A 16,146-nucleotide genomic window follows, 5' to 3' on the forward strand; every position below is an offset into this window, starting at 1 on the left:
AGCAGAATGCTGGTCGAACTGTACGACATGTCGGCGGTTGCCTCTACACTGAGGCCCGAACACCGCAGGCCAAGAGGGGGAATTCTCGTCTTATGAGCACAGTCCGGTTTCAGCGGCGCGCGCGCCGGGAAATGCCGCGGACGCCCGGTGGCGAGGTCACCCTGCAACCGCCTCCCGAGATCCCACGGGTGACACCGGGCAACCTGCTGATGAAGCTGATGCCGGTCGTGATGGTCATCGGCATGGTCGGGATGATGGCCCTGATGTTCACTCAGGGTGGCAGCAAGATGATGTCCAACCCGATGTCGATGATGTTCCCGGTCATGATGCTGTTCTCCATGGTCGGCATGTTCGCCGGCCAGGGTGGCGGCAAGGGCCAGAAGGCTGCGGAGGCCAACGAAGACCGCAAGGACTACCTCCGCTACCTCGACCAGGTCCGCAAGGACGTCGACGATACCGCCACCCAGCAGCGCGCTGCGGTCGAGTGGAGTCACCCCGAGCCCGGCCTGATCTGGATGCTCGCGGGCACCAGCCGGATGTGGGAGCGTCGCGCGGGCGATAAGGACTTCTGCCACGCCCGTATCGGTATCGGCGGGCAGCGCCTGGCCACCAGGCTGATCGCCCCGGAGACCGGACCGGTCGAAGAGCTGGAGCCGATCGCCGCGGTGTCGCTGCGCCGCTTCGTGCGCGCGCATTCCACGGTCCCCGACCTGCCGACCGCCATCGCGGTCAAGGGCTTCGCCACCATCGCGCTCGACGGAGATCGCGGCGAAGCGCGCGATATGACGCGTGCGATGTTGTTGCAGCTGGCCATGTTCCACGGTCCCGACCAGGTGCTGTTGGCCGTCGTCTGCGGCCCGGATACCGCGTCGGAATGGGAGTGGACGAAGTGGCTGCCGCATTCGCAGCATCCCGACGCCCAGGACGGCATCGGCACGCAGCGCATGTTCTACAGCTCCATCCGTGAAGCCGCCGCCGGACTGCAGCCGCTACTCGCCAACCGCGTCCGGTACTCACGTAATCAGCCTGCCAACGCCAACCTGGTGCATATCGTCATCGTGGTCGACGGCGGTCTGCTGGAGTCGGAGGACGACCAGCTCCGCGAATCGGGCTACGAGGGCGTCACTATCCTCGACCTGTGCGGTTACGCTCCGCGACTCGCGGTTTCGCGCGGTATCAAGATGATCGTCGAGAACGGCGAATGCGTCGGTCGCGGCGCCACCGGCAATCAGGAACGTTTCGCGATGATCGACCAGATCAGCCCGGAGCAGGCCCAGCAGGTGGCCCGCAGGCTCGCGCCGTTTCGTGCAGCGAGTCAGCGCAGCAGCGATATCGAGGTCAGCGACACCGAGGTCATCTCGACCTGGTCCCAGCTGATGAACCTCGGCGATATCGGCACGTTCAACCCGGAGCATGCCTGGCGTCCACGTTACGGCCGCGAGCGCCTGCGCGTGCCGTTCGGTGTCGGCGCCGACGGCCTGCCGGTGGTACTCGACATCAAGGAAGCCGCCGAAAGCGGTATGGGCCCACACGGTTTGTGTATCGGTGCGACCGGTTCCGGTAAGTCGGAGTTCCTGCGCACCCTTGTGCTGAGTCTGCTGGCAACGCATTCGCCCGACCAGCTGAACCTCGTTCTGGTCGACTTCAAGGGTGGTGCGACCTTCCTCGGCTTCGATGACGTGCCGCATGTCGCGGCGGTCATCACCAACCTCGAGGATGAAGCCGACCTCGTCGACCGTATGCGTGACGCCCTGGCCGGTGAGATGAACCGGCGCCAGGAAGTGCTGCGCCAGGCCGGTAACTTCGCCAACGTCTCCGAGTACGAGAAGGCTCGCGCCGCGGGCGCCGACCTCGATCCGCTGCCCGCGCTGTTCGTGGTGCTCGACGAGTTCTCCGAACTGCTCACCCAGCACCCGGATTTCGCGGAGCTGTTCGTCATGATCGGCCGCCTGGGCCGATCGCTGCACGTCCATCTGCTGCTGGCCTCGCAGCGCCTCGAAGAGGGCAAGCTCAAGGGCCTGGAAAGCCACCTGTCCTACCGCATCGGTCTGAAGACCTTCTCCGCCAACGAGTCCCGTCAGGTCCTCGGCGTCCCTGACGCCTACAACCTGCCGAACAGCCCCGGTGGCGGTTACCTGAAGTCCGATTCCGGCGAGATCCAGCGCTTCCAGGCGTCCTACGTCTCCGGTGACTACGTCGGTGGCGGTTCGCAGCGCGATATGACCATCGCGACCCAAGCCGGCGAGATCGATGTGCGGGCGCGGCCGTTCGCCGCGGGGCATGTCGACTTCCGCAACGCGGACCGGGTTCCCCTGCCGTCGGCGCCCACCGACGATCCGGAACCTCAGGTCAGCGAGGACGGCGAACGGCTGTCCAATATCGGGATGTTGGTCCAGCGCATCAAGGACCACGGCAGGCCGGCACACGAGATCTGGCTGCCACCGCTCGACGATGCGCCCACCCTCGACCAGTTGGTCCCGCGCTCGATCCTCACCGGTGAGTACGCCGCGGTGGCAACGCTGCGCGCCCCGATCGGCATTGTCGACCGTCCCTACGATCAGCGGCGTGACCCGCTGATCGTCGACCTGTCCGGTTCCCGAGGCAACGTCGCGATCGTCGGCGGTCCGCAGTCCGGTAAGTCGACGATGCTGCGTTCGCTGATCATGTCGATGTCGCTCACCCACACCGCCGAACAGGTGCAGTTCTACTGCCTCGACTTCGGTGGCGGTACCCTCGCCAGCCTCGAAGGCATGCCGCACGTGGGTTCGGTGGCGGGTCGCCTGGATGAGGACAAGGTCCGCCGCACCATCGCGGAAATGACCACGATCGTCCGCCAGCGCGAACTCCGCTTCCGCCAGCTGGGTATCGAGTCGATGGCCGAGTTCCGCCGCCTGCGCTCGATGGACCCGTCCAGCAGCCCGGCCGCGGCGGGCGCCCACGAGGACCCCTTCGGTGACGCCTTCCTGGTGATCGACGGGTTCGGTTCCATCCGTCAGGATTTCGACGCCCTGGAACAGACGATCATGAACCTCGCCGTGCAGGGTCTGTCCTACGGCGTGCACGTGGTGATCGCGTTGTCGCGGTGGATGGAAGCGCGCCCCGCGCTCAAGGATCAGATCGGCACCCGTCTCGAGCTGCGCCTCGGCGATCCGGCCGACTCCGATTTCGGTCGAAAGGTCGCGGCGCTGGTTCCACAGGGTCGTCCGGGTCGCGGTATGACGCCGGAGAGCCTGCACATGCTGACCGCTTTGCCGCGGGTTGACGGAAACTCCGATCCACAGGATCTCAGCACCGGTGTCGCGAACGCGGTTCAGCAGCTTGCCTCGATGACGCCCGGTCGTCACGCGCCGAAGGTGCGTATGCTGCCGGAGCGGCTGGATCGCAACGATTTGCTGGCAACGCTCGAGGGGTGGGGCACCGTTGTGCCCGGTCGGAAGAACGCCAGCATTCCGATCGGTATCAGCGAGTCCGAACTGGCGCCTGTGTTCCTCAACTTCAACGAACAGCCCCATTTCCTCATCTTCGGTGACACCGAATGCGGCAAGACCACGCTGCTGCGCGGAATCTGCCAAGGCATCATGGAGTCGAACAGGCCGCAGGAAGCGGCCATCATCCTTGCCGACTACCGCCGCACATTGCTCGGTGGTGTCGAAGGTGACCACATCGCGGCGTACGCGACGAGTGCGCAGGGTCTCACCACGAATGTCAAAGACATTGCGGGACTGCTCGCGTCGCGGATGCCGGGCCCGGACATCACGCCACAGCAGTTGCGTGATCGCTCCTGGTGGGCAGGTCCGGATCTGTATCTGATCGTCGATGACTACGACCTGGTTGTGACAGGCAGCGGCAACCCGATCGCGCCGATCGTCGAATACCTGCCGCACGCGAAGGATGTCGGCTTCCACCTGATCATCGCCCGCCGCTCCGGCGGTGCGGCACGTGCCCTGTACGAGGCGGTGATCTCGCGGTTGCGCGACTTGGCTACGCCCGGCCTGATCATGAGTGGCACCAAGGACGAAGGAATTCTGCTGGGCAATGTCAAACCCAGTGCGATGCCGCCGGGTCGAGGCACAATCGTCAGCCGAGCCGGCACCGAGCTTGTCCAGACCTCGTGGATGCCTCCCATCGCATGACCGTCGTCGAGCTGACTCTCACCGAATCGCGCCTGTGGGCGCGGAGCTCGAACACTCACGCGGACCTGCCGCCGTCGGTCGCACCCGGCAGCGACGGAATGAGTCTCGTCGTGGGCGAGCCGCTCGTCCCGCAGTCGATGGCATGTTCGGCAGTGCAACTCCTGACGGCCGACCGGATCGCCTATCTGCCGAGCTTGCCCTCACCCGTCGATGCCATGACCGCGGTCTTCGGCAGAATGCTTGCCGAGCTACGGGTTCAAGAGCCCTGTGAGCGCCTCACGATCGTTACGCCGACCGAATGGGGGACGAGGCGCCGTTCCGACATCGAAACAGCCGCCTCTCGCCTGGCCTCCGAGGTCGAATTCCACGTAGCGGCGTTGCGTGCGGTGGCTGCCGATACTCGAAACCGAGACCGCCGCACGGTGGTGATCGAGTTCGGTCCGCTGTCGACCACCGCGACATCGGTGATCTACGGCCAGCAAGGGCCCGAAATCGAGGCGTGTGAGCACGAACCGAACCTGGCTGCGGTCGAGATCGCCCCGGACAGCCCGGGTTTGAGCGAACTGCGGGCGCTCTTCGAACGCCTGCTCGCAGGACGGCCTACCGACAGCGTGTTGATAGTCGGCGGAGCCGACCCGGGTCTTCTCGAGCTCATCGGTTCTGCCGTCACGGAAATTTCCGGACCCGATACCGAGCTTCGGACTGTGGCGAGCGCTGATCTGGCTCGCAACAAACTGACCGAGGCCACGCACTACCCGACGGCGGCGATTCCACAACTCCCACAGACAGAATGGCTCCAGCCATTGCGTGAGCGCGCTGCGGCCACCCGCCCGCCTCGTTCGCGCACACCGATCTACATCGGTGCGGCCGCCGTCGCGGCGATACTGGTCGCGGGCATAGGCGCAGCTGTGGTGCTGACCCAACCCGAGGATGCAGGAAGCGCGACAGCCGCGGCCCACTCGTCGACGGTTACCGAAGTTTCGTCGTCCGCGGTCGCGCCGACGACCGCTCCGAAGGCGACCACCACGAAGACGACACCGGCGCCTCAAACCATCGGCAACCTCAAATTTGAAGTTCCTGCCGGATGGCGGGTCATAGATGCGGCAGGCGGATCCCGCATCTACCTGGTCCCTGAAGACGGCACCAAGGCTCGAATCACGCTCACCCAGAAGCAAGTAGTCCCTGGCGTCGGCTACGAACAGGTTGCCGCCAACCTCGAGGCTCAGATCGGGCAACGTCCCGCAGGAACAATGAGCCCCCTGCGCCGCGATGTGGTCTTCGGCGGCCGTTCCGGCCTGGCCTACACCGAGCATCCAGACGACGGCTCGCAGGTCGACTGGCATGTTATCGTCGAACACAGCACCCAAGTCGGGATCGGGTGTCAATATCAGACAGGGGGGCAAGACACGACAACACAACTCTGTGCAGCTGTCGCAACCACGCTGGAAGTCATCCCATGACACCAGCTCAAAATTCTTTCCAAATTGATGGAACCGATTGGGCGGGTCGCTGCGTCCAATCTAGTAGTTGGAGCGAATCGGCTCGGTCCACGACGGGCGGCCGAATCAAGTCACAAGAACGGAGTGCATGATGGCGGGTACCGTGAGGAACGACCTTGCGACGATGCAGGCGACTGCCACGCATATCAAGAATGTCAGCTCTCAGATCCAGAGCGAGATTACCGGGGTCAGGAATCTGGTCGACGGCGCAACCCACTGGGGCGGTTCAGCGAAGGGCGCGTTCAATACTGTGATGGAGGATTTCAACTCGGCGGCCGTAAACCTGAAGACCATCCTGGAAGACAAGATCGCCGCGAACATCGAGAAGAACGGCGTGGGGTACGACCAGCAGGAGCAGGATATCCAGGCGCAGGTGCTGAAGGCCGGCGCCTCCGGTGAGCTCGGATCCAGCCTCAACATCAAGCTGTAATCGTACGATCTTCGAAATCAACAGAATCGCTGAAATAGGGAGATGAATCGTGGCTGATCAGGGGATCAATTACAGCAAGGAACAGCTGATCGAGCTGGCCAACCAGATCCGTGCCAGCGAACGTCGTCTGCAGGAAACGCAGGAGGAGCTCAAGGGCTACGTGAACGGTCTGGTGGCGGAGTGGGATGGTGCTGCTCGCGAATCGTACCAGACGGTCCAGGCCGAATGGGACACGGCGCAGCAGACGATCATGACCACCCTCGAAACGATCGCCAAGGTCGTTGAGGACGGTGCGATTTCCATGGACGAGATGGACATGATGAACTCGCGCTCTTGGGCGTAATTCAGCTGTTCCTCGCGAACATGCGATGGGCTCCGGCGTTTTCGCGCCGGAGCCCATTTGTGTCTCGGATGGAAATGCGGACTACCTGACCCGACCCTGAAGCGCCGGTATCGCCTTCTCGATCAGTACCGATTCGGAATTCGCCGACCAATTGCGCAAAGCGACAACGGCAGTCGGGTCATCCAGTGCGATCACTGTCGCGGCAGATCCGGTGATGAGGAAGGGCAGCCCGGACAGGCCTCCTCCACCGGCGTCCGAGTCGCTGCGGACGACCAGGATGTAGCTGTCCCGATCCGCGATCAACCTGGAAGTATCCACGGTCCGTGGCGATGGCTCATCGCCTTGCTTCTCATAGCTGACGTTGTAGACGAACCCGAGATCCTCGAAGAACTTCGTCTGCGGCGATGGTCTCAAATAGACTGCGGGGTCGCCATTCTCGCTGTAGTCGATCAGGGTGATCGTTTTGCCATGGAAGGCAGGATTGCTCTGGCGGGCCTTGCCGATCGGCGTTTGCGCTTCGGCGGTAGGTGTCGCACCGTCCGCAGCTGCTTCGGCCGACCCTGGCGAATCCTCGTCCGACATGGCGAGCGTTGTGCCGCCTATAGCAAGTCCGAGGACAACGACTGCCGCGCCGACAGCGGTGGGCCAGCGCCGCCAACTCTTCTGCTGGCCGGGCGACGCCCGCGTGTCCGCCGCGACATCGGGTTCGGAAACCGGTCGTGGATCGATGACCTGCACCGGATAGGTCGGCGATGTTGTGCTCGACACCGGGTTATGGCCCGGCACAAGGGCATTCGCCGCTGCCTCGGTGAACTCTCGGCAGCTGTTGAACCGATCGCCGGGCTGCTTTGCCAACGCCGTGGCGAATACCTGGTCGAGCGCGGCGGGAAGCCCCGGATTGACCGCGGTCGCCTGTGGCGGTGGCTGATGGAGGTGCCCCATGATGACCATCGCGGGTTGGGCGCCGGGGTACGGGTTCTGACCGGTGATCAGCTTGAACAGTGAGCAAGCGAGACTGTAGATGTCGGCGCGATGATCGAGAGGCTGTCCGGACAGCTGCTCAGGCGGCGCGTAGGCAATCGTCGCGAGCATGCTTCCGGTATTGGTCAGCTCCGAGGCATCGTCGGCTGCCTTCGCAACACCGAAGTCGGTCAGCAGGACACGCTCGTCTTCGCCAGTGTCCGGAGACGAGATCAGGAAATTTGCCGGCTTGACGTCGCGGTGCAGCAGGCCGCGTCGGTGTGCGTAGTCAAGGCCTTTGCCGACCTCGGTGACTATTCGAAGCGCACGCAGCGGCGTCATCGAGTGAGGGTCATCGGCTGTCACCGCAGACGCGTCGGTTCCCTCGATGTACTGCATCGAGATCCACAACCGGCCGCTCTCATCCCCGCGGTTGTACACCGAGACGATGTTCGGATGGTCCAGGCCTGCCGCGATATTGGCCTCGCGCTCGAAGCGGACGCGGAACTCGCGGTCACGCGACAACTCCGGGCTCAGCACTTTCATCGCATCCATTCGGGGCAGGCTCGGATGCTTTGCGAGATATACGGTGCCCATCCCGCCCGCCCCGAGCGCCTTCACGATTCGGTACCCGCCGACGATGGTTCCCGGGCTCAGCGCCATAGTGGACAGCCTCCTGATTCGAGCCCGACCCGAATGTGTTCGGTCATCATCGAGCATTCGCCAGAATCGAGTACTGGGCGGCCGCGCGTTGATGGACATCGACCAATTGATCGCTTGTCACTATCCCGACATAGTTGTGGTAGGCCACCATGCAGACGAATCGATCGAATCGTGCCGTGCCGTATTTCTCGGATGTCTCCGCGCACGTCGAATCCGGGATGTTCAGCGGTGGGGCGGCACTTCTGGTGGTCGCGAAGGGAAACAGCTTGTCGGTGACAGCTTTTCTTGCGGACTCATCGTTCTCGGTGCGCACGACGATGGAGTCGCCGGCTGAACCGAAACGCACAGCGTTCATGGCCTTGTAGCTGGAACGCGCGGTGGCTCGGTCGGGTGCGACATGCAAGATTCCGCGTAGGCCGACGCTCGAGGAAGAGTCGCCGAGGGATGGAGCGCCGGAGTTCAACGGGTCCATTGCGCGAACAACCAGACGATCTGGATCCCATGGCAGGGAGAGCAATTGAACATCGGTGATCGGTGGGAGCTGATCCAAGAGTGGGAGCTGGGTGTCGTAAGCCTTTTCGGTGAGGCTCGTCAGCGCCTGCAAGTCGTTCGAGGGGGCTGAAATCTGGTATCCGACGACGTAGGTGCCGTGCGCGATCGTCGACCTCATGAAAGGTGACTCAGGGTTCCAATGGCTGTGCGCGCCGGGATACTTGTCCAGTGCCACAGGCCTGTTCTTCTCTGTGAACTGTGCGAGATCGCGATCGTGGAACTGTTGCGCGGCGAGTTTCGCCGAGTCTTCATCGGGGAACTGCAGGACTATCGTCGCAAGTGTGGTCGACTTCGGTTCGCTCTTCTTCGGCCACTGGCGGGAAAGCTGAGTGATGTATGCGGGTTCGCTACTCCCGCCAGAGGCGAAGGCATATAGATACCGGTTGGTCTCCGCGATCGTGCGCATATCTGTTCCGAAGCGATCGAACTCGGATTCGATCATCACCTCGAATGTGACTTGATCCTCGAGGGTGTATTTCAGTGCGGGGTCGATTTCATCCGCAGTTGCCACGTAGTCGGCGACGCGCATGCCTGCGACCTGTTTCATATCGTAGAACGGAGCGCGGATCGGGTCATCATGGGCGTCGACAGGCTCGGTCGGGTATTGTCCGGTGTCGAGATTCCGGACGTCGATCTCGCCCGGCAGCGGGCTCCCGGTCAGAGTATCGCCGCACGCCATGACGGAAGTAGCGAGCAGGCCGATCGTCACCGTGCTGGTGAATGCTCGTCGAATTGCGTGAAAGCGACTGTGCTGGTTGATCATTCCGCGTTCACCAACAAGGCGTACTGAGCTGAGATCCGCTGTTGAGCGTCCAGAAGTTGCGATGACCACGTATAGGCCGCGTAGCGCCCATGCGATACCGAGCAATAGAACCGGAAGGCCAGCATTTCCCGGCCTATGTACTCGATGCAGCGCGCTTGCGGGAGGTTTCGTGGTGAATCCTCGCTGCGGTATTTGCGTGAGAGCTTGGTGAGGTGGGCGCTGACTTTCGCTGCACTGGCGGCGTCCTTTGCTCGAAAGAGTTCGGATCCATCGAAAGCGAACTTGTCGACGCCGTTGTCGTCGATTACCTGCCTCAGCTCACTCATGTCGACCGCGAAATGTACGGCTGAAACACCGTCGTAAACACCTGGTGGGTTTTTGGTTCCTTCGCTTGTGGTCCCGGGCAAGGTGCGTCCGAGGACGCCCTCCGGGTCCACATCGATGTCCATCAGCTTGTCCGGTGGGGTCGGCTCGAACTCGGACATTGCGGGTATGACCACATCCAAGTTTCTCTCGACCAAACCTTGCAGCCCGGCGAGGTCGTGCCGTTCGACATATGACAGTTTGTAGTCGTAAACCCAGCTGTAGATCACGACCGGCCCAATGGCGTACCAGGAGCCGATCGATTGACTACCGTCCGGTTGCCAGTGTGCGCGGGCTTCAGGATATTTCGGGATCTCGACGCGTTGATTTCGGTTGTTGTACTCGAAGTCGACTCGCTCGAGTTCCGCGGCCGCCTTCTGCGCTGATTGCTCGTTCGGAAACAGTAGGGCGGCATTGAGAATGTCGATGCCCTCGTTGTCGCGCTCGCTACCTGCTGTCGTGACGAACCCACCGATGAAGTCGGGCGCCGCCTCGGGGAACCGTTCGGTGGCCATAATCGCGCCAAGCGGCTTCGGATCGATGAACGCGTTGACCCACATACCGTCGTTGTGGACGAAGACCGGGTCGGTGGCGGACGGCAACGGAAGGTAGTTGCCGAGCCGTTGGGCCTCGACCAGCCGCGCGTGCTCGAGGGAAACAGGCTTTCCGAGGTCACGCGGCTGGGTGGGGAAACTGCCTGGATCGAGTTGCGCTATATCGACCGCCGGTGCGGGAGCCGGATCGGGAGCGGCGGATGAAGCCTCATCCGCGCCGCAACCACCGACGCTCACCGTCAACGCGCTGGCAGCCAGAATGGTCCAAGCGGCCCGGGCCACCCGTGACCTCGCCGTTGGCATAGCGGACTTCCCCCTTGTGATCGAGCGTCCTCGCGGATGTTACTTCACCTGTGCCCGCAAGATCGGAACGAGCTTTTCCAGCAGCAGCGGTTGGCTGGAGGAGGTCCAGTTGCGGAAGGCGTTCACTGTCGCGGGATCGTCGACGACGATGACAGTGGCGGTGACGTCGTTGACGTAGGGATTGAGGCCCGAAAGTCCGCCGCCGCCTGCACCTTCGTCGCTGCGGATGGCGATGAGGTAGCCGGAGTTGATCTTGGAGAACGTCGTGTACCGGTCTTCTTTGGTCACCGGGCGAGGGGAGGGCTCGCTACCGGAGTTGGTGAACGCGGAATTGAAGGCGAATCCGAGGTCCTGAAGGAACTTTGCCTGGTCGCCCGGCGTGAGATACATGGCGAGCTGGTTGTCGTAGGCCTTACCGCCGGTGACGTCGACGACGGTGACGGCCTTTCCTTCGAAGGCGGGGTTGTTCTTTCGTGCTTCCTCGATGGAGCCGGGGGCGACGGCCACGGCCGATGTGCCGTTGGTCCCCGCGGGAGTGTCGCCGCCGCTGAGGGCCCAGATGCCGATGCCGGCCGCCAGGGCGACCACGACAACTGCGGCCGCGGCGCCGAGCAGGCGGTTGCGCCCGGAGGGCGCGGACTGCGGGTGCGACAGCTGATCGAGTGCCGACAGGTGTGCCCGCGGGTCAGTCGGCGGTCGCGTCTGCTCGGCAGTGTTGTTGACGGCATAGCGGGGCCAGCTCGGCTCTTGCGCGTGTGGCTGTGGGCCGGAGGTGTAGCCGATCGCACCGGTTGCGGTCGGATGCGAGCCGGAGGCGTAGCCGAACGGGCCTGGAGCCTGCGGAATCCCGCCGGAGAGTACCTGGGTCGCGGCGTCGGTGAACTCGCGGCAGGTGTTGAACCGTTCGGCCGGGTTCTTGGCCAGAGCGCGGGCGAAGACCTGGTCGATGGCGGGTGGCAGGTTGCGGTTGACGGCGGTCGCGCGCGGGGGTGGTTCGTGCAGGTGCCCCATCATGACCATCGCCGGCTGGGTCGCCGGATAGGGGTTCTGGCCGGTGAGCAGTTTGTAGAAGGCGCAGGCCAGGCTGTAGATGTCGGCGCGATGGTCGAGCCGGCCGCCGGAGAGCTGTTCCGGTGGCGCGTAGGCAATGGTGGCGACGAAGCTGCCGGTCTGGGTGAGGTCGGTGGTGTCCTCGGAGGACTTGGCGACGCCGAAATCGGTGAGCAGGACGCGCTCTTCTTCGTCCTGTTCGGCCGACAGCAGGAAATTCGCCGGCTTGACGTCACGATGGAGGAGGCCACGGCGATGCGCGTAGTCGAGGCCCTTGCCGACCTCGGTGACGATGCGCAGCGCGCGCTGCGGCGTCATGGACCGGGGGTCGCGCTCCAGTTCGGCGGCGGCATCCGTGCCGTCGACGTACTGCATGGCGATCCACAGCTGGCCGTCTTCCTCGCCGCGGTTGTAGACCGACACGATATTGGCGTGGTCCAGCCCAGCGGCCAGGTTCGCTTCGCGTTCGAAACGGGCCCGGAACTCGTTGTCGGCGCTGAGGTGCCCACTGAGTACCTTGAGCGCGTCCATCCGTGGGAGGCTCGGATGCTTGGCCAGATAGACCGTGCCCATCCCACCCGCGCCGAGTACGCGCTGGATGCGATATCCGCCCACGATGGTGCCGGGGCTCATCGCCATCTCGCGGTCTCCTGTCCTGACTGGTTCGGCATGTGGATGCCGTCTGTGTCGCTGTCCATCGGAGCATAGTGGGCGGGCGGTCGAGCCTGCCTGTCGTCCGTGGCCTTGCCTACTGGTACTGGCTGTTGGCGAGCAGTGCGTACTGTGCGGCGGCCCGCTGCCGCACATCGACCGGCTGGCCGCTCTGGACCTGTGCGACGTAGCGGTCGTATCGGACTATGCAGACGTACTTCTGGTCCGGGTCGTTGGGGTCGGCGTCCTCACTGCAGCGGGCATCCGGAACGTCTTTCGGCGCATCGATCGGCGTCCACCGGCTCGCCGTGAGCCGGGTGTCGGCGAACTGTGCCGCCGCGTCGGCGTCGCGCGTCCGCCACAGATACGTCTCGTCGGCCAGGGCGATACGGTCGACGCCGTTGTCCTGCATCGCCTTCTGGACGTCGGTCGGCTCGCCCACCCAGTGGAGGAGGCCACGTGGCTGATAGGTGCCCACCTTGCCGGCGTCCGGCGTGAAATAGAAATCCTCGGAAGCCAGCGTCCGCTGGAGCATCGAGTCGGGATCGAAGGGAAGCTCGAGCACCTCACGCTTGGACAGCGGTGACAGTTCCTTCAGCATCGGCACCTGGGTCGCGTAGGTCTTCTCGGCGAGCGTCGTCAGCGAGTCGAGATCGGGGCTCGGCCAGGTGAGCAACAAAGTGATCACGTAGCTGCCAACGGCCATCGTCGAACCGAGCGTGGGAATCCCCGGCCGCCAATGGGAATGGGCGTCGGGGTATTTCTTCAGCTCTACCGGCTTGTTCTGGTCGGGAGCGACCGCGAAATCGGTCTGGTCGAGATCACGTGCCGCGGCCTGTGCGGCCTTGTCGTCCGGGAATTGGAGGACACCGATGGTGATCGTTGTTCCTCCCGCCGACTTGTCCGCTGTCTTGGCCGTGTCGGCGGAGGTCAAGCCGATACCGAACATGAAGTTGTGCCGATCCAGCACGGGGCCGTTGACATCGGCCAGCAGCTTGGTCGCCGCTCGGCTGTCGTTGAAGCCCTCCACCCCCCGGTTGTATTTCAACTTCGGGTCGACGTCGATCCCATTGATGACGTTGTCGGACAGCCGCATGACTGCCAGCTCGGTGCCGGAGGGCACACTGTTCATGTACTCCCAGCGCATATCGAGTGGCGCCGTCGGGTAACTCCCGATATCGAAACCGCGGAGGTCCGGCTCGCCCGGAAGCGCGGTTCCCGACACAGCGGAGCAGCCGGTCAAGGCGGCGGTCGCGGCGATGGCCAAGGCGGCGTACCGGCCGGTCGATGTTCTCAAAATGCTTCGAATTCGCATGTGCCGCAGTCCTACTTGGAGTTGGCCAGGATGGCGTACTGGGCGGAGATCCGTTGCTGGGCGTCCAGCAGCTGTTCGGCCGCCATGAACGCGTAGTAGCGGTCGTAGGTGACATGACAGTAGAACCGGATCGCGCCGGCCGCCGGGCCCTTGTACTCAGTGCAGGTGGCCTGGGGCAGGCCCTTCGGCGACGGCTGGCTGCGGAAGTATCGGTTGAGCTCGGATGACTTGTCCTTCAGCTCTTGCGCGGACTCGGCGTCCGCGGCTCGGTACAGGTCTCCTGCGTCGTAGGCGACCCGATCGACTCCCGCGTCGACGAGTTGTTGCTTGCGTTCCAGCGGATCGGTGGGGAAGTGCAGGGAGCCGTGCATGTCGTAGGTGCCCGGGACATTCAGGAAGGAGTCACCTTCCGGGCGGCGCAGCGAAATCGAACGCATCCCGTCCGGGTCGATGGAGGTCTCCATGAACTTGTCCGGTGGTGTCGGCTCGAACTTCTCCAGGCTGGTGCTCGTCGCGGCGATGGCCTTCTCCAGGAGCGCGGACGCTCCGGGCAGATCGGATTCGCCGAGGACCTTCTTCTCGTAGTCGGAGGCGATGGTCACGATGACGAATTCATCCTGGGCCAGCCACGAAGCCAGCACCTGCATACCGGGCTGCCACCGCACATGAGCGGCGGGGTACTTCTCGAGTTTCGCCGGCTCGACCGGGTATTTGTCATCCTCGTAGAAGCCGGCACGCGACAGGTTCGCCGCCGCATCGGTCGCCGACTTGGCATCGGGGAAGATCAGGACCGAGGTCGATAGCGTGTAGGCGATGCTGTTGACCTTGTTGGACGATCCGGTCGCCGAGAACCCGGATATGAACCCCTTCGCGTCGTTGGCGAAGTTGTCTTCCTTGATCCAGCGGTGAATCGGGCTCGGATGGGACTCGTCCGGCAGCAGAAACGGACGTACCGTCCCCGGCGGCTGGTACACCAGCTTCGGGTCGATCTCCACGGGCAGTGGAATAACGTTGCCGAGCCGCTGTGCCTCGACGAATCGGGGCACGTCCTTGTTCTTCGGCTCGCCGAGGTCGCGCGGTAGCGTCGCGTATCCACCGACGTCCAGCTGGGCCAAGTCCACCGTGGGCTCGGCGGCTTCGCTGTCGGTCCCGCAGCTCGTCGCGGCCAGGGTGCAGGCGAACAGTAGGGCGACCCCCGCCCGGAAACGATGCGATCTCGCGGTGAGCTGCACGCTCCCCCCTTTGCTCGAGTGTGTCAGCCGGATAGTACTGCACCGTAGCGATATGCGAATGTGATCTCGGGTGCGCAGCCTGCTGACGAGTTTGTCCGGCCTCCTGGGCCGAATTCACTGATATTGGCTGTTGGCGAGCAGTGCGTACTGTGCGGCGGCACGCTGCTTGACGTCGACGGGTTGCCCGCTCTGAACTTGGGCGACGTAACGGCCGTACTGGACGATGCAGACGAACTTCTTGTCCGAGTCGGAGCGTGTGGAGTCTTCGCCACAGCGCACGCCCGGCACGTCTTTCGGCGCGTCGATCGGCGTCCATCTGCTCGACGCGAGCCGGGTGTCGGCGAATGTCGCCGCTGATTCGGCGTCCCGCGTCCGATACAGGTAGGTGTCATCGGCGATGGCGATGCTGTCGGTGCCGCTGTCTTCCATGTCCTTCTGCTTCTCGGCCGGCTCGCTCACCCAGTGCAGGATGCCGCGTGGCGTGTGCACCGCGACGGCGCCGACCCGTGGCGAGAAGAAGAAGCTCTCCGAGGTCAGCGTTCGCTGGAACATCGACTCCGGATCGAACGGGAGCGCGGCAATCTCACGCTTGGACAGCGGCGCGAGCTGCTCCAGCAGTGGAACTTGTGCCGCATAGGTCTTCTCGGCGAGCATCGTGAGTGCATCCAGGTCGGGAGACGGCCAGGTGATCAGCATGGTGATCACGTAGCTGCCGACAGCCATGGTCGTACCGAGCGTGGGAACGCCCGGACGCCAATGGGAATGGGCGTTGGGATAGTTCTTCAGGGTCACCGGCTTGTTCTGGTCCGGCGCGACCTCGAGATCGGTGCGGTCCAGATCACGTGCGGCGGATTCGGCGGTCTTGTCGTCGGGGAACTGGAGGGCACCGATGGTGATCGACGTTTCGCCCAGTGATTTGTCGGCGGGTTTGGCGCGGTCCGCGGAGGTGATGCCGAGGCCGAACATGAAATTGTGCCGTTCCAACACCGGCCTGTTGACGTCGGCGAGCAGCTCGGTGGCCGCGTCGGCATCTCCGAACTCCTTGGCGCCGCGGTTGTACTTCAGCTTCGGGTCGACCTCGATCCCGTTGACGACATTGTCCGACAGCCGCATGATCGCCAGCTCGACCCCGTCGAGCAGGGTGGGGTTGTACTCCCACCGAAGGTCGAGCGGTGTGGTCGGATAGCTGCCGATTTCGAAACCGCGGATATCGGGCTCAGCAGGGACAGCGGTCCCGGACTCAGCGGAGCAGCCGGTCAACATGGTGGTCGCGGCGATGGCCAAGGCAGCACACCGGGCGGTCGATGACGTGAAGATGTTGTGAATGCGCATGTC

11 protein-coding genes are annotated in these 16,146 nt (G+C 63.8%); 4 read left to right on the forward strand and 7 right to left on the reverse strand.

What is annotated here, in order from left to right; genetic code table 11:
- Window positions 1–92: 92 nt before the first annotated feature.
- The 4 genes from eccCa (at window position 93) to GV792_RS22115 (ending at window position 6,405) form a co-directional block, all read left to right on the forward strand.
- A complete protein-coding gene (gene eccCa / locus GV792_RS22100; protein WP_163826200.1) occupies window positions 93–4,133 on the forward strand; it encodes a type VII secretion protein EccCa in 4,041 nt (1,346 codons plus the stop codon).
- Window positions 4,134–4,597: 464 nt separating this feature from the next.
- On the forward strand, window positions 4,598–5,593 hold the full coding sequence (locus tag GV792_RS22105) for a type VII secretion-associated protein (protein ID WP_163826201.1): 996 nt from the start codon (window positions 4,598–4,600) through the stop codon (window positions 5,591–5,593).
- A gap of 127 nt (window positions 5,594–5,720) precedes the next feature.
- Window positions 5,721–6,062, forward strand: a complete 342-nt coding sequence (locus GV792_RS22110) for a WXG100 family type VII secretion target (protein WP_163826202.1) — start codon at window positions 5,721–5,723, stop codon at window positions 6,060–6,062.
- A gap of 49 nt (window positions 6,063–6,111) precedes the next feature.
- Entirely contained in the window at window positions 6,112–6,405 is a 294-nt protein-coding gene (locus GV792_RS22115; RefSeq protein ID WP_309138604.1) for a WXG100 family type VII secretion target, read from the forward strand.
- An 81-nt stretch (window positions 6,406–6,486) separates the two neighbouring features.
- On the opposite strand, the gene GV792_RS22120 is transcribed toward GV792_RS22115, so the two are convergent.
- The 7 genes from GV792_RS22120 to GV792_RS22150 all read right to left on the reverse strand — a co-directional run bounded on the left by GV792_RS22120 (window position 6,487) and on the right by GV792_RS22150 (window position 16,143).
- On the reverse strand, window positions 6,487–8,028 hold the full coding sequence (locus GV792_RS22120; RefSeq protein ID WP_163826203.1) for a serine/threonine-protein kinase: 1,542 nt from the start codon (window positions 8,026–8,028) through the stop codon (window positions 6,487–6,489).
- Window positions 8,029–8,074: 46 nt separating this feature from the next.
- A complete protein-coding gene (locus tag GV792_RS22125) occupies window positions 8,075–9,343 on the reverse strand; it encodes a DUF7373 family lipoprotein (protein WP_163826204.1) in 1,269 nt (422 codons plus the stop codon).
- Entirely contained in the window at window positions 9,340–10,542 is a 1,203-nt protein-coding gene (locus GV792_RS22130; protein WP_163826205.1) for a DUF7373 family lipoprotein, read from the reverse strand. Before GV792_RS22130 ends, GV792_RS22125 begins: the two co-directional genes overlap by 4 nt.
- Window positions 10,543–10,602: 60 nt before the next feature.
- Window positions 10,603–12,252 (reverse strand): serine/threonine-protein kinase, encoded by a 1,650-nt coding sequence (locus GV792_RS22135; protein ID WP_163826206.1) that lies wholly within the window; start codon window positions 12,250–12,252, stop codon window positions 10,603–10,605.
- 109 nt (window positions 12,253–12,361) lie between these two features.
- The gene (locus GV792_RS22140) at window positions 12,362–13,579 is read right to left on the reverse strand and encodes a DUF7373 family lipoprotein (protein ID WP_163826207.1); all 1,218 of its coding nucleotides are present in this window, start codon (window positions 13,577–13,579) and stop codon (window positions 12,362–12,364) included.
- A gap of 11 nt (window positions 13,580–13,590) precedes the next feature.
- The gene (locus GV792_RS22145) at window positions 13,591–14,811 is read right to left on the reverse strand and encodes a DUF7373 family lipoprotein (protein WP_163826208.1); all 1,221 of its coding nucleotides are present in this window, start codon (window positions 14,809–14,811) and stop codon (window positions 13,591–13,593) included.
- 114 nt (window positions 14,812–14,925) lie between these two features.
- Window positions 14,926–16,143, reverse strand: a complete 1,218-nt coding sequence (locus GV792_RS22150) for a DUF7373 family lipoprotein (protein ID WP_163826209.1) — start codon at window positions 16,141–16,143, stop codon at window positions 14,926–14,928.
- Window positions 16,144–16,146: the final 3 nt, after the last annotated feature.

Origin of the sequence: Nocardia cyriacigeorgica (genome assembly GCF_010868145.1) — a bacterium.
In the GTDB taxonomy this organism is placed as follows: Bacteria; Actinomycetota; Actinomycetes; order Mycobacteriales; family Mycobacteriaceae; genus Nocardia; species Nocardia cyriacigeorgica_D.